Origin of the sequence: Rothia sp. P5764, assembly GCF_048512965.1 — a bacterium.
In the GTDB taxonomy this organism is placed as follows: Bacteria; Actinomycetota; Actinomycetes; order Actinomycetales; family Micrococcaceae; genus Rothia.
The window spans coordinates 640,446-659,272 of the sequence record NZ_JBLXXQ010000001.1; the positions used below are offsets into that span (position 1 = coordinate 640,446).

Genomic DNA, 18,827 nt, shown 5'->3' on the forward strand with positions numbered 1-18,827 from the left:
GCCACCAGAGGGTCATGGGTTGCTAGAACGATACCCATTCCACCGGCAGCCAGGCCAGCAAGAAGCCCCATAATATGCTCGGTTCTTGCCCTATCCAGGGCAGAAGAAGGTTCATCGGCTACGAGGATGCGGGGGTTAGTTATCAAGGCCCGGAGGGTCAGGCCGCGCTCCTTGTGAACGCGCGAGAGGTACTCTGCGAACGTCTCGTCAGACTCAGGTACGGCGGCGCCCCCCTTACGTCATCCCGCTGTTCTGCGTAACTATGCCTGCATCGATGCTAGCACAGAACCCACGACGTCAAAGCCCGGCATGTCGACACCCACAGATGCCCCTGCAAGCGACCGAACCTGAAACGACTCAGGATTGCAGGGGACTGCCGGCCCTCGAGCGGTTACCGCGAAAACAGGTCGTTCGCATCGATCAGTTCAGCGTGTGCCTGATCCACAAATTCCTTGGCCTGCACAAAGCTGTTAGCTGCGGCAACCACCTCGCGAACCTGCCTCATGTCGTCAGGAATCGGAACTGACAGGTCAGCCAGATGAGAAGGTTCGAGATGCTGCTGAACAGCCCCGTACTCGCTAATTCGCATCTGCGCCTGAGCCTCATCAGAAAGCAGGAACGCGAGAACGTAAAGCCTCATCTGGACATCAGGAATTCGTACCCGAATCGCATCGTCAGAGACAATCGCGCCATCCAGTCCGGAGGTAATGTATGCCACACGACCAATGGATCCCGAGCGAGTCACTAGAATGTCACCTACGTGGACCCGGACCACGTCAAACGCATCTCGCTGACGATCTGTAGCACGCGTCATGTCGAGCCACTTCACCGAATCTCTGCGGTCTTGGAGAATTGCAGACGGCGTATAGTATGGCTCAATGCCTGCACCCGGCCCCTCAACAAGGATGTTTTCAGTGCGCAGTCGCGGTCCCTTGAAAATCTCCACATCACTCGCCACCTGAGAAAGAGATGAGACACTCCAGCCGTCCCGCTCGTCGAAACTCTGAATTCGACGAAGCGTCTCATTTAGATCCGGCAGGTAATGCTGCGGATTGATATTGCCGGACTCGAGAATCCGCTCGAAGGGCACGGCGAATCGATATTCGCTCTCTTTGAATGTGCCCGAAAGGAAATCGGTGTAGTCGGAGAAAATCTGCGACAGATCCTCGTCAAGGATGTCGGTGCGTTCTCCGTTTGCGAGGATCTTGTAAATAGGCACCCCCTCACTATCTCGCCCAACCTTCTGAGAAATAGCCATGAACACGTCGGGCTGTATGTCGGTGTTCAGCCGCGAATCCATCCCTGTCTTCTCGACAATCAACACAGCAGTCCTTACACCCGTGTCAGGCTGGAATGAATTCTTGTGTAGATTGATCACCGCAAGAAGTTTTGCCTGCGCAAAAAGCACCTCTCTAGCGGGCCTAAAGGTCGCGGTGTCAAGGAATGACTTAGGTACGATAATCGCGAGCTTGCCACCCACCTTCAGCCACTGCAGGCACCGTTCAAAAAACAGCATTTCAGGCGGACAAGCCTCCTGAAGTTCGGGGAATGCCTGGTACTGACCATCCACTATCTTCCATCGGTGTGCAGACTGGAACTGCGCCAGCACCTCGCGATCGGTCACCTGTCCATCGCCTACGCCAGCAAACGGCGGATTCGTGAGGATGTACCCAGCCTGACCCTCATTGCATTGCGACTGGATCCACGTATCCATCTGATCGAAGGGGCCTAGGCTGTCACCCTGAGTCATTCCGCTATGCCCGTCACCATTCAAGAGCATAGCTGTCTTGGAAATCTTCACCAGGCGCTTACTGATCTCCACTGCGAATAGTTGTCGCCGCAGATTGGCAAGCTGGTGCTCTCGCTGTGCCGAGCCTTCACGCGTCGAGGCGATGACGGTTTGGCGCATATGCCGCAGCGCCGCTGTCGTGAACCCGCCGGACCCGCCAGCCGGATCTAGAACCTTACTGCCCGGGATCGGGTCAAGCATTTTGACCATCATGTCAACGACCAGTCGGTTCGTGAAGAATTGTCCACGAGCGCGCTTGAGGTGCGTGTGGGTGTATTCCTCATAAGCCGCGCCCATCACATCCCATTCTTGGGCCTCATCTAGCCGGGTCATGATTTGCCAGTGCTGCAAGAGAGCTACAACGTCGGTGATCGCCCGATCGGAGACCCCAATCTTTTCGTATTCGGAAAAGACACCTGGGTTATTGTCGGCGAAAGCGCGGAACAGGCGTTGAATGCGCTGCGCAACACGAACACGCCCTTCGGCTGAGGCGTTCTCTTCAGAGGTCACATAAAACTCGGGAAGTTCGCCTGGCTGCATTTCATCCTGCGCCTTAGCGAGGATGATCCGCACCATTTCCATGGTGAGGTCTTCTTCGTCGGAGTCAATGCCGCGTCCGTGCAGCTTGTTGTTGCAGAGACGTAGCAACCCCCTGACATCTTGAGGTCGGCGAAGATCGCTCTTGCGTGTCCTCCCCATAGACTCCCACGTCTCGCCACGGGCAGGGATGCCGACACTCTCAAGTAGGCCATTGCTCGGATGGAAGGTACGGCGGTACGCCTGGAGGTCATCTCCATTGGTCCAAATGGCGCCTTCAGCGGACGTGTTAAACACGTACGACGCCAGCTGATTCAGACCTTGGGTTACGTTAGGCCGCTTGCATTCGACCATGAACTTGATGTTCGACTGATCGTTGCTCGAAGCCGCCTTCTTCGTTGAATACACAACGATGTCGGCGAATTTCGGACTACCGTCGCGGTTCAGTATCGGGGAACTTCCTGCGTACACGGTCACCTCGGTGCGCATTTCATTGTATGGATAGCCATACTCATAGTGGAGAACCTTGAGGAACCGCTGGCGAACTCGCTCTTCGGGCTTATTCTGAAGCAGCTTCTTGCTCAGTACGTCGACGATGAGTCCGTCGTCGTTGGTATCAACGTCAAACCTTCTATCATTCACCTGCGGTTCGAGTGTTCCGATGTGCGCCACCATGATGCGACCTTCCGTCTCTTTGTCTTCGTAACTACTGTCTCGACGCCGCCGACTAGAGCGACCGGAGATCGACTTGCTACGAGTCGTCGTCCTGCGCTCGGAGCGACGATACCCCCATCAATTCTACAGGCCTCCTGCGAAGGTCCGCTGAGGGCCGACACTACCGGTCTGGCATCGCCATGCGGCATAGTCAAGGCCCTCGCCATCCCCATACTCCGGCGCGTGAATGGTTCGCGTGCCGGAGTGGGGGTACAGCCCCAGCAGGCCCCACCTCGCGGCACACCAACACCACCCAGGCGCGCCCTTCACCGAGCATGCACTAGGCGGTAAGCACACACCGATTTTGGCCCGGTAGCAAGCGAAAACCCGGTCGCATGGACCGGGTTGGGGAGCTCTGCACAGGTATCGGTTGAGGTAGGGAAATATCAAACACCCTGATCCGCCCAACCCGCTCCAGCAGGGCATCGAGCTTCTTGGGCTTGTCATAGGCAGCGTCGAACTGGGCGCGCAGATCATCCAGGAACAGGGGTTCAAGGGTCTTGAGGATGTTAGGCACCGAGATATAGTGCTGTCCCAGGTCGCTGCGCTGCCCGGGGGTGACGATGGCCTGGAACATGGAGCCGAAGATATCCGGGTTGATCTCCTGCCACAGCAGCGTCCCCAATCCGATGAGCAGGCTGCGGGACTTACGGGTGAACACCGGCACGGTGAGCGTCTGATCCCTGGAGAACAGGCGCCCGTTCATATACGGGAAGCCAGCCAGATGTGCAGGCTTATCCTCGGGCCATTCGGTATCCAGGGCGGAGAAGAGGTCCGTGAGGAAGTCCTGCGTGTCGGATCCGTCCTCCAGGGTGTGAGAGCCGACAGCGTTGGTGAACCGGTTAGGCTCGAAGACGCCGGTGTCTTCGGCGAAGTAGCAGAACAGCAGCCGACTGAAGAAGACATCGAGGCTGTGGCGTTTGGTCCGGCCCTGCAATACCCCGGGGTTGGCGCTGAGGAGATCGTCAAACAGCTCTCCCATGCGCTCGGTAGCCTTCAAATCCGCATGTGTCTCGGCCACATACTGCATCTTCCCCATCCCCGCCCATGGCAGGAAGAAGGCGAAACGTTCGCCGACCTACGACAGCGGGAAGATCGTGTTCCCCCGGTCTTGGTGTCCCAGGCCAGCAGGTTTGCGCAGTCGGTCACCATGATGAAGCGCGGGGTGTAGCGCAGTACGTGGGGTGCCGTAAGTAGGACCTCACTGGCGTTGAGGGGATCTTGTCCGTTCGTACCGGCAGGAAGCTCGTGCAGGTAGACGACGTTCTTGAGAGCATCCTCGCATGTTTCATCGGCGCAACGTTGAGGGAGCCCTCGCTCTGGGGTTTACGTAGGCGGGTGATGGAGCTCTTGGGCTCACCGCAAGCGATGATCAGGTCGAAGAGGAACTCCCGGTTGTAGACACCCTACTCGCCTAGCGGTGCGAAGCGAGCTTCAATTTCCTTGAGTGTCAGTCGAGCCACGTAGCCCTCTCCTTGGTGCGTCCGTCAACGTGCCTGCCGATCACCATGTGTAGGCAAGGTACCAAGCGAACCCAGTAACGCCCGCGCGCAAACGTCGGAGATGATGAGCACATATCTGAGTCAGCGCCCCACCGTAACCTAGAACCCGGTTCTGTCCGTGGAGCAGATAATCTCTGGCTCCGCTGAAAAGGCAGAAGAAAAGAAGGGCAGAGATAAAGAAGGCAACCCGCATCAGAATTTTTAGCGGCCTCTCCACCCCCACCTCCTTCTCATCACCTGCCGAACTCGTGCCTCAGAGCTACTAGCATTTCAGGGTAGGGCAAATACGTTACTTGACTGGCAGCATGTCCGAGCTGTCAGCTTCTATTCATTGCCCTTGGGCTTGTTACGGTAGTCGTAGATACGGCGAATCTTACCTACCGAGCGGGGCAGAACCTCCGGGTCTAGCACCTCAATCTGGCAGGTGGAACCAATCTTGGTTTTGATATCGTGCAGGAGCCGCTTGCCGGCCTCCTGGGCGGCTTCGAGCGTGACCTCTTCGCGGCGTTCAATGCGCACAGTCATCTCGTCCATACGGCCAGGGCGGGTCAGTTCCAGGGCAAAGTGGGGCGAGAGCTCAGGCTGCTGCAGGGCGAGCTCTTCCACCTGGGAGGGGAAGAGGTTAACCCCGCGCAAGATAATCATGTCATCGCTACGACCGGTGATGCGCCCCAGGCGGCGGTGGCCGGGGCGGGCGGTACCGGGCAGGAGGCGGGTTAGGTCGTGGGTGCGGTAGCGGATAATGGGCAGGGCCTCTTTAGTCAGGGAGGTAAAGACCAGCTCACCGGGGCGGCCCATATCCAGCACAGTGTCATCAAAGGGGTCGATGATTTCGGGGCGGAAATGGTCCTCCCAGATGTGGGAGCCGTCCTGGGTTTCAAAGGACTCCCCGGCCACACCGGGGCCCATGACCTCAGATAGCCCGTAAATGTCGCAGGCTTTGAGGGTTCCGAAGGTCTTTTCAATCTCGTGGCGCATTTCCGCAGTCCAGGGCTCGGCACCAAGCACAGCTGTTTTGAGGGAAGTTTCTTGCGGGTCAATCCCCTGTTTACGGAAGGCATCTGCAATGGTCAGCAGATAGGTCGGAGTTGAAAGGATGGCATCGGGTTCAAAGTCTCGGATGAGCTGAACCTGCTTCTCGGTCTGGCCACCGGACATGGGGATAACGGCAGCACCCAGGCGTTCGGCACCGTAGTGGGCACCCAGCCCACCAGTGAAGAGGCCGTAACCGTAGGCGTTGTGCACCTTGTAGCCGGGTTTAATGCCGGAGAAACGGAAGCAGCGGGCCACCAGGGAGCTCCAGGTGGCAATGTCGTTTTCGGTGTAGCCAACCACGGTGGGCTGGCCGGTAGTACCCGAGGAGGCGTGGATGCGGCGGACATCGCTCATGGGCACCGCGAAGGCTTTGAAGGGGTAGGCCTTGCGGAGGAACTCTTTGTCGGTGTAGGGGAAGAGTTTGAGGTCGTCGAGTTCTTTAAAGTCGCCGGGGTGAACGCCGTGGGAGTCGTAGAGTTCCTTGTAGGCGGGGACGTTCTCATAGGCGTAGTGCAGGGTCCAGCGCAGGCGCTCAAACTGTAGGGCTTCGATCTGGTCCCGGCTGGCCAGCTCTTCGGGGTCGGGCTGGGCTGGGTCTGTGGCGCGGGGCGCGGGGCTGTAGGGGTTCTCTACGCTACAGGTAGAGTGCGGGGTGGTGCTCATGCTGGGTGTCCTTCCGTGGTGGGAGCTGGAGGGGTGATTGACCGCCCGCGCCCGCGAAACTCAGCGATGAGCTTCTGCTTGCAGGTGACGGTGACATCGACCAGGCAGGTTCGCCCGGTGCGGTGGGTGAGTGTGGCTTCTGCTTGCAGGGTTTGCCCTCGGTAGGCCGGTGCAAGATAGTTGATGTCCACGCCTGTTCCGACCGTGATGCTTTGGGCTAGTTCCTCTGGGTCACTGCTGTTGCAGGCCAGGGCAAAGGCGGTATCTGCGAACGCGAAAGTCATGCCCCCGTGCACCATGCCGAAGCCGTTGACCATTTCGTCTCGGATGTCCATTTCGATGATGGCATGGCCTGGCTCAACGGTGAGCAGGCGGATGCCCATCCAGTGACTGGCCTGGTCCTGCTTGAGCATGGGGTGCTGGGGGGCCACATAACCTCCACAAGAATTTAGTGACCATTCGGTCAGTTATTGTTTAGACCCACTGTTTCACATTTTAGTGAGATGTGCAACACTCTAGGGGGTCTTGTTATCCGGCACCGCAAAGCCCTCTACAGACACAGAGCGTAGGAGAATAGCCCCCACCTGCCCCCGAGGGTTTAGGTGACCGCACCCCCGCCCCTAGCAGCGACGACAATATGGGTGAGGGGGTGACTAGCTGGGGCTGTCGCGGTGGTTACACGGTAGGAGGATATTTTGGTGGCTCTCTTTCAAATAAGCAGCCAGGCACCACGTTCATCATGCCGGAATTGTGACAAGCTCCGGAGGATATAATTTAGGATTGGATTTCTCAATACCGATTGGATAAGAATGAGCACATTGCAAGTTCTCATGTTGATAGTGTTTAGCTTTTACACGATATTTGCCGTGACACTATCTGCCAGGACGCTCAACAGTGAAGGCTTTTCTATCAAGTTTGCAACACAGTTTTTTGGGTGCCTCATGGGAATGTTGATGATAATTTTTACAATTATATATTTTTAGGGAAATAATGAAGAAGGCTTTAATAATTCAGATAGTTGCCGCCCTATTTTTATTTACTGGAATTTTGATAATACTTAATACTTTTTCGGGGACTGCATCAACAGTGCACCCCGCAGGGTATATACTGTTTGGAACAGGAGTAATTATATTGATGGTAGCTGGAGCTTCAGCGCACTATGATGACAAAAAATAAAAAATTACCTGGGACGAGCCCTAGAACCCACGGAATATCTTAGCCTGTGAAATAAAATAAATAATACAGTAACAATATTTGGAGCAATTGCTTTTCTTGTAGGTTTTACAGTGTTCATCTACAGGTTAAAGGTCCACCCCGACCGAGCAAGCAGAAAGCGTGTCGGTTGAAGTGCAACTCTTAATTTTAATTTCCCCTTACCGGTCGGATAAAAATAGGATACTTATATGAATATTTCCCACTATGTTTATATCTGCTTCATCGTAGCTTCCTTGTTCACAATACCCTTCTTCTACTTCAAGACTAAGAAAAACATCAAAGAAGGGAACCCTGCTGTATGGCCTGAAACCATGATCTTCAAAAACCCAAGCCCAGCAGGGCGATACCTCACAACGGTAGGGCCAAACGTCCTATGTCTACTTGGAACGCTCTACCTTCTACTTCTCGGGGATTACGGACTATTAAAATGAAAAATAAAGTCATGAAAGAAATGCTTAAAACACCCCTCTACTGGGTTGGGGTACTCACCGCCCTCACCGGCTTTATCCTCCTTGGCTACCACGGCTACAAACACCAAGAGCTCTTCATCCCCGGCCTCATCATCTTCCTCATCGGCTTCGCCATCCACGCCTACAACACCATCCGTGCCATGATCATGATGCGCAAGCAAACCCACCAATAAGCGGCCCCCTCCCCCCTCTCCTCTCCTAAGCCAGCCCCAGCTCCCCCGCATCGGTTGGCTCAAAGAAGGCCAGGACCGTGCCCCCGCCCACCTCTTCAAGGCGAGCGGGGGACCAGGCCGGGTTCCGGTCCTTATCAATGACCTGGGCGCGAATCCCCTCACTCAAATCGTGCCCTTCCATAGCCCTACAGGTGGTCACAAAATCCTGATTGAGGGTCTGAGCCAAGCTCTGGGTGGCGGCACGGCGTACCGCCTCCAAAGCCACCTTCATGCCCGTGGGGCTATTCTGCTCCATAGCCCCCAGAACTCTTGTAGCAAACTCAGCTCTCTCTCCCCCAGCCGCAACCACCTGCCGCACGCTCTCCCTGATCTGCTCTACCGAATCAGCGGCAAAGGCCTGCTGCACCCAGGCGGCCTGGGCAGCCAGCGGGGAAGCACCAGCGTCAACCTGCATCCCGGCCAGCACACCGTCAACCTCAGAACTGTCAGCCACCCCAGATAGCTCTCCCACCAGGTCATCAACCCTGGCTGAGGGAATAAAAAAGTCAGCCAAGCCCACTGCTAGGGCATCGGCCCCGCCCACATGCAAACCAGTCAGCGCCATCAGCACCCCCAGATGCTGAGGTGCCCGGGCCAGAATATTAAGAACACCTACATCCGGGCTAAAACCAATCACCGTTTCGGGCATACCGGCGCGGGTCCGCTCAGTCACTAAACGGTGAGAACCGTGGGCAGAAACTCCCAGGCCCCCGCCCAGCACCAAACCGTCCATCAGGGCAATATAGGGCTTAGGGTAGCGGGAAAGTCGCAGGTTGAGAGCGTACTCGTAGCGAAAGAACTCCACGCCCTCCTGCGGGGCATCCTTCATGGCCCGGTAGAGAGCTACGATATCTCCCCCGGCGCACAGGCCACGCTCACCAGCTCCGCGCACCAGCACGGCACACACGCCCGGATCAGCCTCAAACCGATCCAAGGCCGCATTCAGGCCCTGCATCATCTGGTAGTTCAAGGCATTAACGGCACGGGGCCTATTGAGGGTAATCACCCCCAGGCTCCCGCACTGCTGCACCAGAAGGCTCTGATCTGCTACGTCCACCATGATCTTTCCTCTCAATGATTGGGCCCAAGACCCAGCCGCCAGGTCGGCCACACTGCCGCCAGCGGGGGCCTGTCTCTAGCCCCGATAAATACTTTTCGCCACTGCCCACTCTACCCACCTCTCTCTGAGCAAGACAGCGTCAGTTCACACCCCCAGAGAGAAAACCCATCAGCTGGCCCGGCACGCCACCCGGTTTCTTGACCGTGACCCACGAAACACTATATTCTGAACGAACGGTCAGTAATTATTTTTGACTGGGGGAAGCCCCTCCCCCACACCCCGCAAGGAGCCAGCCCATGACCACAGAGACAACTAACCCTCACCTCACAGCAGTAGACCAACCCGCACCAGGGGACACCAGCACCGAGCAGGCCTACTTTGACCAGCTCATCGCAGAGGACTCCCGCGTCGAACCCCGCGACTGGATGCCCGAAAAGTACCGCAAGACCCTCACCCGCCAGGTCTCCCAGCACGCCCACTCCGAAATCATCGGCATGCAACCCGAAGCCAACTGGATCACCCGCGCCCCCTCCCTCAAACGCAAGGCTATCCTCATGGCCAAGGTGCAGGATGAGGCCGGACACGGGCTCTACCTCTACTCCGCCGCTGAAACCCTCGGCACCCCCCGCCACATCCTCAACGAACAACTGCTTGAGGGCCGAGCCAAATACTCCTCCATCTTCAACTACCCCGCCCGTACCTGGGCTGACATGGGCGCTATCGGCTGGCTAGTCGATGGAGCCGCCATCTGCAACCAGGTCCCCCTCTGCCGCGCCTCCTACGGCCCCTACGGGCGAGCTATGGTCCGCATCTGCAAGGAAGAATCCTTCCACCAGCGCCAGGGCTGGGAAATTCTCTACGCCCTCTCCCACGGCACAGAAGCCCAAAAGAAAATGGCCCAGGACGCCGTCAACCGCTTCTACGGCCCCGCCCTACAAATGTTCGGCCCCCCGGATGCCGACTCCCCCAACTCCCAGCAATCCATGGCCTGGAACATCAAACGCTTCTCCAACGACGAGCTACGCCAGCGCTTCATTGACATGCTGGTCCCCCAGGCCGAGGCTCTGGGCCTGACCCTGCCCGACCCGGACCTCAAATGGAACGAAGAGCGCGGCCACTACGACCACGGCCCCCTGGACTGGGATGAATTCCACTCCGTAATCTCCGGGGCAGGCCCCTGCAACGTCCAGCGTATGCAACGCCGCCGCGCCGCCCACGAGGAGGGCGCCTGGGTACGCGAAGCAGCCGCCGCCTACGCACGCAAAACAGCAGAGCAACACGCAGAACTCCTGGGAGCATAAAGATGACCGAGAACATCACACACCTACCCGACTCCAACGAATGGCCCCTTTGGGAAGTCTTCGTCCGTTCATCACGCGGCCTCTCCCACGTTCACGCAGGCTCCCTGCACGCACCCGATGCCACCATGGCCCTGCGTAACGCCCGTGATCTCTACACCCGCCGCAACGAAGGCACCAGCATCTGGGTGGTCCCTGCCCAAGCAATCCTGGCCTCAGACCCCGACTCCAAGGGCGGCTTCTTTGAGTCGGCCCAGGGTAAGAGCTACCGCCACGCCACCTACTACACCACCAGCGAGGGGGTTAAGCACCTATGAGCATGGCCTCCTCAGACTCAGCAACCCACCACAGCCAAGGAGAATCAATCCTGGCTGAGGACATCACCGCCTCCGGAGTGCAGGCCAGTGATGCAGTAGCCCGCTACGCCCTAGCCCTGGGCGACGACGCCCTCATGCTAGGCCAGCGCCTCTCCCACTGGATCTCACGGGCACCAGAACTAGAAGAAGATATCGCCCTGGGCAACATCGCCCTGGACCTGATTGGGCACGCCCGCTTCTTCCTGACCTACGCAGGAACAGCCTGGGGCAAGACCGAAGACGACCTGGCCTACTTCCGCGACGAAGAAGAATTCCGTTCAGCCCGCCTGACCGAGCAGGAAAACGGGGACTTTGGGCAGACTATCGCCCGCCAGCTCATCTTCTCCTACTACCAGCACGAGCTCTACTCCCAGCTGGTCAACTCCCAGGACCCCACCCTGGCCGCCATTGCCGCCAAGGCCCTGAAAGAAGTGGCCTATCACCAGGACCACGCCACCGCCTGGACCCTGAGACTGGGCATGGGCACCCAGGAGTCAAACCGCCGTATGCAGGAGGGCCTCTACTACATGTGGCCCTACATTGATGAGCTCTTCTACGACTTTGACCCGGTAGACCAACTAGCGGGTATCGCGGTGGCCCCCTCAAGCCTGCGCCAAAGGTTCCAAGAGCGCCTGCACACCATCATCGGTGAAGCTCAGCTAGAGGTGCCCAACCTTGATCAGGCTCGCGGCGGCGACCGCTCCGGAGTCATGAGCGAACACCGCGGGCACATCCTGGCAGAGATGCAGGTACTGGCCCGCGCCCACCCCGGCGCCACCTGGTAAAAACCGGGAGCACCCCGGTGCTCCCGGCCCTACCGCCCCGCTAGCTGACCACACGCACAAGGAGGTGCCCCGATGACACACGCTAGCCAAGCCGCTAGCGCCGGAATTGACTTCAGCTTCGGCTTTGACCAGGACTCCGGCTACGCAGCCCCACCCCGGGAGGCCGAAAGTGCCGTCCCGGCGCCCGCCGGCTCTGACGCTACCCTGTGGGAGCTAGCCGCCAAGGTAGCTGACCCCGAAATCCCGGTACTCTCCATAGCCGACCTGGGCATCCTACGAGCGGCCCGCTACGGCAAGGACGGCCAGCCGATAGTCGTCATCACTCCCACCTACTCCGGGTGCCCGGCCATGGAAAGTATTACCGCCAGCATCCGCCAGGTCTTCACAGATCACGGCCAGCAGATACCGCAGGTGGAGCTGGTACTCTCCCCGGCCTGGAGCACCGACTGGATGAGTCAGGCAGGTAAAGACCGCCTGGCTGAGTACGGTATTGCCCCACCCAGCGGGCAAGCCGCCGCGGGGCCGGTGACCCTGGGGCTGGCGGTCAAGTGCCCCCGCTGCCACTCCCTAGCTACCAAAGAACTCACCCGCTTTGGCTCCACTTCCTGTAAGGCTCTCTACCAGTGCACCGCCTGCTGCGAGCCCTTTGACTACTTCAAGATTCACTAAGGACTGCACCCGCTATGACCGAGACACCCACCCGCCGCCGAGCCAGCTTTAACAGCTTGACCGTTGCCGGGGTACGCAAACTCACCAAGGACTCCGTTGAAGTGACCTTCTCCGTGCCCGATGACCTGGTAGAAGACTACAACTACCTACCCGGCCAATATGTAGCCCTGCGCGCACAGATTGATGGGCAAGAGGTTCGCCGCTCCTACTCCATCTGCGCCGAGCCTACCCCCGGTGAAATTAAGGTCGCCATCAAAAGGGACTTCGGCGGTCTTTTTTCTAACTGGGCCAATGACACCCTCACCCCAGGGCAGATCATCGACGTCATGAACCCCCAGGGGGCCTTTGTTTCTCAGAGCACCGTCACCAGCCTTAACGACCCCCAGCACATAGCTCAGGAGGCGGATGCCAACGGGGGGCAACACCTGGTAGCCTTTGCCGCTGGCTCCGGCATCACCCCCATCATGGCTATCGCCCGGGCTGTACTTTCGGCCAGCCAAGCCAGCACCTTTGACCTGGTTTACGCCAACAAGTCCGCCCTGGATGTCATGTTTGCCGAAGAAATCGGGGACCTCAAAGACCGCTACCCCACCCGCTTCGCGGTTCACCATGTGCTCTCCCGCGAACAGCGCATCAACCCGCTCATGAGCGGCCGTATTGACGATGAGAAGCTCCAGGCCCTACTCGATCACGTCATCCAGGTAGACAGGGCCGATGAATGGTTCCTCTGCGGGCCTTTCGAACTGGTCCAGCTCTGCCGGGACACCCTGGCCGAGCGTGGAGTGGATCAGGACAAGGTACGTTTTGAGCTGTTCACCACCGGTAAGCCAGAGAAACCTGCTGGCCAGCAGGGCCGTTCCGTGGAAACAGACCCGGACGGTAAAAACTACTCCATTTCTTTCACTCTGGATGGAACCTCAGCTTCTGTGGAGTCCCCTGTTTCAGCCCATGAGACCCTTTTGAATGCAGCCTTGCGGGTACGCCCGGATGTTCCCTTCGCCTGCGCCGGCGGTGTCTGCGGCACCTGTCGGGCTAAGGTCATAAGCGGCCAGGTGGATATGGACGAAAACTACGCCCTGGAAAAGGACGAGGTAGATGCCGGCTATATTCTCACCTGCCAGTCCCGCCCCTGCTCCGATGCTGTCAGCGTGGACTTTGACGCCTAGGAGGGGTAACCATGAGCATGATTGAGCTGACTGTAGAGAGCGGTATTGCAGAGGTGGTTTTGAAGGCCCCGGCTAAGATGAACGCCCTGAACGAGGCGGCCCTAGCTGACCTGTCGGCTGCCTACGATGAGGCCGCTACAGCCGGTGTGCGCGCCCTGCTCTTACGCGGGGAGGGGCGCGGCTTTTGCGCCGGGAGGGACATTGCCGGGTTGGTTCCTGCCGAGGATGATGCCTACGACTACCTGGCCGGTAAGGTTAGCCCGCTCTTGAAGAAGATGAGTGCCTTCCCCGCCCCCACTTTCGCGGCGGTTCAAGGCCCCTGCCTGGGTGTTGGCCTGGGCCTGGCCATTGCTACGGACGTGGTCTATGTGGCTGATACTGCCAAGATTGGCTCGCCTTTCGCCAAGCTGGGGGCCACCTTGGACTCTGGCGGCCATGCTCTCTTTGTGGAACGTCTGGGTGCTCACCGGGCCCTAGATCTGATTTATACCGCCGATTTAATGTCCGGTGCTGAGGCTGTGGCCGCTGGGCTCTTTAGCCGGGTGGTGCCCGCCGATGAGTTGCTGGACTTTACCCGCGCCAAGGTGGCGCAGGTGGCCGCCGGTGCTACGGGGGCTTTCCTGGCCTCTAAGCAGTTGGTGGCGCAGGTGCGCGACGCGCGGGTGGGCCTCTGGGAGTCCGTGGAAGCCGAGAACCGCGCCCAAGGCGACTTGTGCGCCTCCACCGACTACGCCGAAGGCTTCGCCGCCTTCACCGAGAAACGCAAGCCGGTCTTTAGGGGGAAGTAAGGCCACCTGGGCTGGGACATGCGTGGTTTCCTTCCAAGCGAGCGGGTTCCTCGCACATCTAGAAGGAAACCCGCGCATCTCGATGAGGGTGGCAAGCACCTGCTCCGGCACCTGCCAGTGAGAAAGGTGGCTCTAGGAGATCTCAACAATCCAGGCGACGATATTGGTCATGCCCTCTTGCTCGTAACCGGGCGGTGTGTGGAACTGGTAGGTCATGGTGACTACCTGCGGCCCGGGCTCTGCCAGCTTATGTTCTAGTAGGTAGCCTTCGTCGGTAGCCTGCACCATATCCGGGGTTACCTCAATGAGCTGGTCAGGATCCCCATCGAGGTCAACGTCCTCAGCCTTCCCTCGAAAGATATTAATCTCAGCGAACACGGGTTCAGCATCAAAGGTGATTCTCACAGTGTTGGACTCACCGGCAGAACCAAGAACAGGAATGAGTTGCTTATCCTGCACGAGCTCTTTTGTTTCGCTCAGGCTCGCTGAGTGCCATTCGTAGTAGAAAGGCACAAGAGGTTCACCGTTCACGCTTAACTCTGGTATGTCTTCTTGGAACTCTTCCTCTGCCACCAGAGGGGCCTCATGGTAGTCGCTAAACCCGCCGCCGCAAGAGAACAGAGTCAAGAGGGGTAGCACCGTCAGAAACCCGAAAAACTTACGCATTGCAGTCAAACCTTGTTTCAATATCACTTGATGTGCGCTGAATATATGTTTTTCCTTGATATACAACCCTATGATACCCATTGCCCCTATAAGTCTGCATAGAAGAAGACCCACAAACCCGCTTTGAATTAACATCAATTTTTCTTATATTCTTACCCTCCTTAGCATGGAATGACCTCCGGTGCCATACCCCCAACCCTTTTTCATAATCTCTGCACCAGCAGCCATAAACTCAACGCTTTGGCCACAACCTTTAACGCCTGAATGCACAGAAGCCATTCCACCACTCTTATGCACACGCTCTGTATATCCCATGCAACCGATTCCAGTAGGGACCCCAGGATAGTACCCAGGAGATTGTGGGGCAACAACAGCCTGAACAAATTCTCTATCAGTAACTAGGATTTCCGCTAGTAGGTATGAAAAGAAAGTTATACAAACCAAGCAAGCAGTACTGAACCAAGAAAGAGGGTTAATTTTAGTAGCTAGCTTCACTGCAATTACCTTTCAATCTTACATTTGAATAACCCTCAGTGAAATAAGAAAATATTTATCGTCTAATACATCATTGCACCTTCTTCGAAAGAGATTGTTTTTGTACTACTGTGATTTTCAATCACTAACTATTCAAAAAACAAAGTCAATACTTAATTCAAACCGAGAACCGCGCCCAAGGCGACTTGTGCGCCTCCGCCGACTACGCCGAAGGCTTCGCCGCCTTCACCGAGAAACGCAAGCCGGTCTTTAGGGGGAAGTAAGGCCACCTGGGCTGGGACATGCGTGGTTTCCTTCCAAGCGAGCGGGTTCCTCGCGCATCTGGAAGGAAACCGCGCATCTCGATGAGGGGTTGCCCGCTACAGGGGAGCACCCGCTAGCACATCAAACACGTCCCGCCACTTCACCTCACCCGTTGCTGGGGCGAATCTATCGCCTGTCAGCAAAAGACAATGAGCCCCCGCCGGAAGGCGATCAAAAGGAGCCAGCTCACGGGCTAAAGTCTGTTCAGAATCGGTAGAAAGAGCCACCTGAAGGTAGAGAGCGTGCCCATCACGGCGCGCCACAAAATCAATCTCGCCACCGGGCACCTGGCCAGTCATCACCTCAAAGCCGCGCCGCTTCAACTCCAAAAACACCATATTCTCTAGGTCCCGGCCCCGGTTAAAGTCGCGTGACCCCAGAAGAGAATTACGCAGGCCAGGGTCCACGAAATACATCTTCCCGCTAGTCCGCAACCATTGCTTACCCTGGGTGTCATACCGGCGGCACCGGTACAGCAGGTGTGCATCCACCATGAGTTGCAGGTAGCGGTCCACCAGCTCTGACGACGCACCGCGTCCCTGGACCCTGAGCTGTTTCACAATAGAGAGAGTTGAGAGCTCAGAACCTGCGTTGTCGAAGACAAAACGGGCAACACGCAGAAAAGTCTCTGTATCCCTAATCTGCCCCCGCAAGGCAATATCGCGCGTAAAGATTGAGTCAAAAAGGCCGCTGTTGAGCTGCCTGACGGTTTCCTCATCGTGCGTTATTGCCGAAGCGGGAAAAGCGCCCCAGCGAAGCCACTGCTGGTAGGCCTGCTCAACCCCCGTGTAGGTCACCCCAATTTTTTGGCGGAAGCGAGTGAACTCTGCAAGCGACAGCGGGTACATGGGGATTTCAATGTAGCGGCCCGCGAGGTAGGTCATTGATTCTGAGACGAACAGGGAGGCGTTCGAGCCGGTAACGCATATTTCTAGGTTCTCCCGGGTTCGCAGTGAGTTAATGACCCGGGCCCAGTCACTGAGTTCTTGGACCTCGTCAATATGGAGGTAGCGGATCTCGCTGTTATTGATGGCGTCCAGGACGTGGTCGTGAAAGGACTGAGCATTACGCAGGTGATCGTAGGCCATATCCTCAAAGTTGATGGTGAGGATTTGTGAGGGGCCTACACCTTGGGCGATGAGGTAGCTTCGGTACATACTGAGGAGGGCTGATTTACCGCAGCGACGTACTCCCGTGATGATGCGGACGAGGGCGGGGTCGTCAATGTTTGTCAGGAATTCAAGGTATCGGTCACGCGCAAACAGTTCAGCCATATTTCGACTATACCCGAAATTACAACTGTTTTGACGGTTAATTTCGGGTATACCTGAAATACCCAGTGTGCCTTGGGCTGGGACATGCGCGGTTTCCTTCCAAGCGCGCGGGTTCCTCGCGCATCTAGAAGGAAACCCGCGCATCTCGATGAGGGTGGGGCTAGTAGCCCACGTCCGTGCCGCCCCCGGCAGGCTGAGAGCCGGCAGAATAACCGCTGATGAAGCGAGCCGCCAGCTTCTTAGACTCCAGGGCAAGTAACTGCACATCGGCGGCTACCAGAATAAAGTCAGCACCAGCATCCAGATAGTCCTGCGCTATCTGCGGGTCAAAAGCGTTCACGCCCACAGGCAGGCCGGCCTCCCGAGCCGTCCCGATTACCCGCTTCACCGCAGCCACCACGTCCGGGTGATTCTGCTGGCCCAACAGCCCCATAGAGGCCGCCAAATCAGAAGGCCCCACAAAGACCCCGGCTAGGCCCTCCACCGCACAAATCTCTGCCGCGTTCTCAACAGCGGTAGCAGACTCAATCTGCACACAAAGCGAAATGTACTTCTCAGCCTCGGTCAGGTAGCCAGCTACCCCACCCCAGCGGGCCGACCGGGACAGGGCAGAACCCACCCCGCGCACACCGGCAGGCGGGTAGCGGGTGGCGGCCACCGCCAGTTCAGCGGCAGCCGCATCATCGACCATAGGGATCAGCAGGTTTTGGGCACCAGCGTCCAAGAACTGCTTGATAGCAACCACGTCCAGGGAGGGCAGGCGCACCACACTCTGCACCGGGTAGGCCGCCGCCACCTGCAAAAGCTCCTGGACGGTCTCTAGGCTCACAACCCCGTGTTCGGCGTCCACCAGGAGCCAGTCCATGCCCGAACCGGCGCAAATCTCGGCGGCCACCGGCGACCCGGAACAGACCCACATGCCGACCGCTGGGCGGCCCAAGTCCCGCAGGGTCTGAGCAAAAGGCGGATTTAGATGAAGCGACATGTGATTGCCCCCAAATCCCCGTAGTCGGCGTGCACGGTATCGCCGGGGTGCACCCACATGGGCTTGGTGAAGGAGCCTGCCAGAATTATCTCACCGACCTTCAAACTGTCCCCGTGGGCGGCCAGCTTATTGGCTAACCAGGCAACCCCATTGGCCGGGTGGTTGAGTACGGCGGCTGCTACCCCGGTGTCCTCAATCTGCTCGTTGCGGTAGAGCAAAGCCGAAATCCAGCGCAAATCGACGGAGGCCGGGTCTACCGGGTTGCCTCCGTAGACCATGGCACCCAGGGCCGCGTTATCACTGATGGTATCTACAATGGTGCGGCCCTCCATCTCAATGCGAGAGCTCAAGATCTCTAGGGCAGGAACCACGTACTCGGTGGCACGCAGAACGTCAAAGATGGTGGCGTGGGGGCCGGCCAGGTCTTCTTTGAGGACGAAGGCCAGCTCCACCTCAATCCGCACATTGGAATACTGGGCGTGCTCAATAACCGACCCATTCTCATAAACCTGGTCGGCGAAGATAACACCGTAGTCCGGTTCGGTAATGCCGGTGGCCTCCTGCATGACCTTGGAGGTCAACCCAATTTTGCGGCCCACCAGCCTACGACCGGCGGCTTCACCGCGAGCGCGCCACATCTGTTGCACCGCGTAGGAATCTTCCACGGTCATCTCGGGGTAGCTGGCGGTCAGGCGCGGGATCATGGTGCGGTTCTTTTCGGCCTGGGCCAGGTCATCGGCAATCTGTGTGAGTTGTTCTTCAGTGAGCATAGCTAGCTTTCAATACTGCGAGAGGCGCTTGAGAGATATGCTCACCGCCAACTGGCTGGGTCTGGCGTGAATTGG

16 protein-coding genes are annotated in these 18,827 nt (G+C 57.8%); 7 read left to right on the forward strand and 9 right to left on the reverse strand.

From position 1 onward, the window contains the following. Positions 1-391: 391 nt before the first annotated feature. From ACN08Y_RS02980 to ACN08Y_RS02995, 4 genes are all read right to left on the reverse strand, one after another. Positions 392-3,001 (reverse strand): N-6 DNA methylase, encoded by a 2,610-nt coding sequence (locus ACN08Y_RS02980; RefSeq protein ID WP_419111786.1) that lies wholly within the window; start codon positions 2,999-3,001, stop codon positions 392-394. Between the two features lie 319 nt (positions 3,002-3,320). Then, on the reverse strand, positions 3,321-4,061 hold the full coding sequence (locus ACN08Y_RS02985; RefSeq protein ID WP_419111787.1) for a type IIL restriction-modification enzyme MmeI: 741 nt from the start codon (positions 4,059-4,061) through the stop codon (positions 3,321-3,323). Between the two features lie 805 nt (positions 4,062-4,866). Further along, positions 4,867-6,240 carry a phenylacetate--CoA ligase family protein gene (locus tag ACN08Y_RS02990; protein WP_419104072.1) on the reverse strand — a complete coding sequence of 458 codons (1,374 nt, stop codon included), beginning with the start codon at positions 6,238-6,240 and terminating at the stop codon, positions 4,867-4,869. Continuing rightward, positions 6,237-6,653 (reverse strand): PaaI family thioesterase, encoded by a 417-nt coding sequence (locus ACN08Y_RS02995; protein WP_419099436.1) that lies wholly within the window; start codon positions 6,651-6,653, stop codon positions 6,237-6,239. Before ACN08Y_RS02995 ends, ACN08Y_RS02990 begins: the two co-directional genes overlap by 4 nt. Before the next feature lie 1,244 nt (positions 6,654-7,897). Between ACN08Y_RS02995 and ACN08Y_RS03000 the strand changes: the two genes are divergently transcribed. Continuing rightward, a complete protein-coding gene (locus ACN08Y_RS03000) occupies positions 7,898-8,098 on the forward strand; it encodes a hypothetical protein (RefSeq protein WP_419111788.1) in 201 nt (66 codons plus the stop codon). Positions 8,099-8,123: 25 nt separating this feature from the next. Here ACN08Y_RS03000 and ACN08Y_RS03005 read toward each other — a convergent pair whose 3' ends face one another. Continuing rightward, positions 8,124-9,197, reverse strand: a complete 1,074-nt coding sequence (locus ACN08Y_RS03005) for a 3-hydroxyisobutyryl-CoA hydrolase (protein WP_419111789.1) — start codon at positions 9,195-9,197, stop codon at positions 8,124-8,126. 296 nt (positions 9,198-9,493) lie between these two features. Here ACN08Y_RS03005 and paaA point away from each other — a divergent pair, with 296 nt between their 5' ends. From paaA to ACN08Y_RS03035, 6 genes are all read left to right on the forward strand, one after another. Continuing rightward, positions 9,494-10,498 carry a 1,2-phenylacetyl-CoA epoxidase subunit PaaA gene (paaA, locus tag ACN08Y_RS03010; protein ID WP_419098887.1) on the forward strand — a complete coding sequence of 335 codons (1,005 nt, stop codon included), beginning with the start codon at positions 9,494-9,496 and terminating at the stop codon, positions 10,496-10,498. 2 nt (positions 10,499-10,500) lie between these two features. After that, positions 10,501-10,812: a 1,2-phenylacetyl-CoA epoxidase subunit PaaB gene (gene paaB / locus ACN08Y_RS03015; protein WP_419098886.1), complete on the forward strand. Its 312-nt coding sequence runs from the start codon at positions 10,501-10,503 to the stop codon at positions 10,810-10,812. Next, on the forward strand, positions 10,809-11,636 hold the full coding sequence (gene paaC / locus ACN08Y_RS03020; RefSeq protein ID WP_419098885.1) for a 1,2-phenylacetyl-CoA epoxidase subunit PaaC: 828 nt from the start codon (positions 10,809-10,811) through the stop codon (positions 11,634-11,636). The genes paaB and paaC overlap by 4 nt, the downstream gene beginning before the upstream one ends. 72 nt (positions 11,637-11,708) lie before the next feature. Beyond that, a complete protein-coding gene (paaD, locus tag ACN08Y_RS03025) occupies positions 11,709-12,305 on the forward strand; it encodes a 1,2-phenylacetyl-CoA epoxidase subunit PaaD (protein ID WP_419111790.1) in 597 nt (198 codons plus the stop codon). A gap of 14 nt (positions 12,306-12,319) precedes the next feature. Beyond that, complete coding sequence (paaE, locus tag ACN08Y_RS03030; RefSeq protein WP_419098883.1) at positions 12,320-13,471, forward strand: 1,2-phenylacetyl-CoA epoxidase subunit PaaE; 1,152 nt, start codon at positions 12,320-12,322, stop codon at positions 13,469-13,471. A gap of 17 nt (positions 13,472-13,488) precedes the next feature. Further along, positions 13,489-14,259 (forward strand): enoyl-CoA hydratase/isomerase family protein, encoded by a 771-nt coding sequence (locus ACN08Y_RS03035; protein ID WP_419111869.1) that lies wholly within the window; start codon positions 13,489-13,491, stop codon positions 14,257-14,259. A gap of 132 nt (positions 14,260-14,391) precedes the next feature. Here ACN08Y_RS03035 and ACN08Y_RS03040 read toward each other — a convergent pair whose 3' ends face one another. The 4 genes from ACN08Y_RS03040 to hpaH form a co-directional block, all read right to left on the reverse strand. Continuing rightward, positions 14,392-14,925: a hypothetical protein gene (locus ACN08Y_RS03040; protein WP_419111791.1), complete on the reverse strand. Its 534-nt coding sequence runs from the start codon at positions 14,923-14,925 to the stop codon at positions 14,392-14,394. An 854-nt stretch (positions 14,926-15,779) separates the two neighbouring features. Then, positions 15,780-16,997: an ATP-binding protein gene (locus ACN08Y_RS03045; RefSeq protein WP_419111792.1), complete on the reverse strand. Its 1,218-nt coding sequence runs from the start codon at positions 16,995-16,997 to the stop codon at positions 15,780-15,782. 160 nt (positions 16,998-17,157) lie between these two features. After that, entirely contained in the window at positions 17,158-17,982 is an 825-nt protein-coding gene (locus ACN08Y_RS03050; protein ID WP_419111793.1) for an HpcH/HpaI aldolase family protein, read from the reverse strand. Continuing rightward, complete coding sequence (gene hpaH / locus ACN08Y_RS03055) at positions 17,967-18,752, reverse strand: 2-oxo-hept-4-ene-1,7-dioate hydratase (RefSeq protein ID WP_419111794.1); 786 nt, start codon at positions 18,750-18,752, stop codon at positions 17,967-17,969. Before hpaH ends, ACN08Y_RS03050 begins: the two co-directional genes overlap by 16 nt. Positions 18,753-18,827 lie beyond the last annotated feature (75 nt).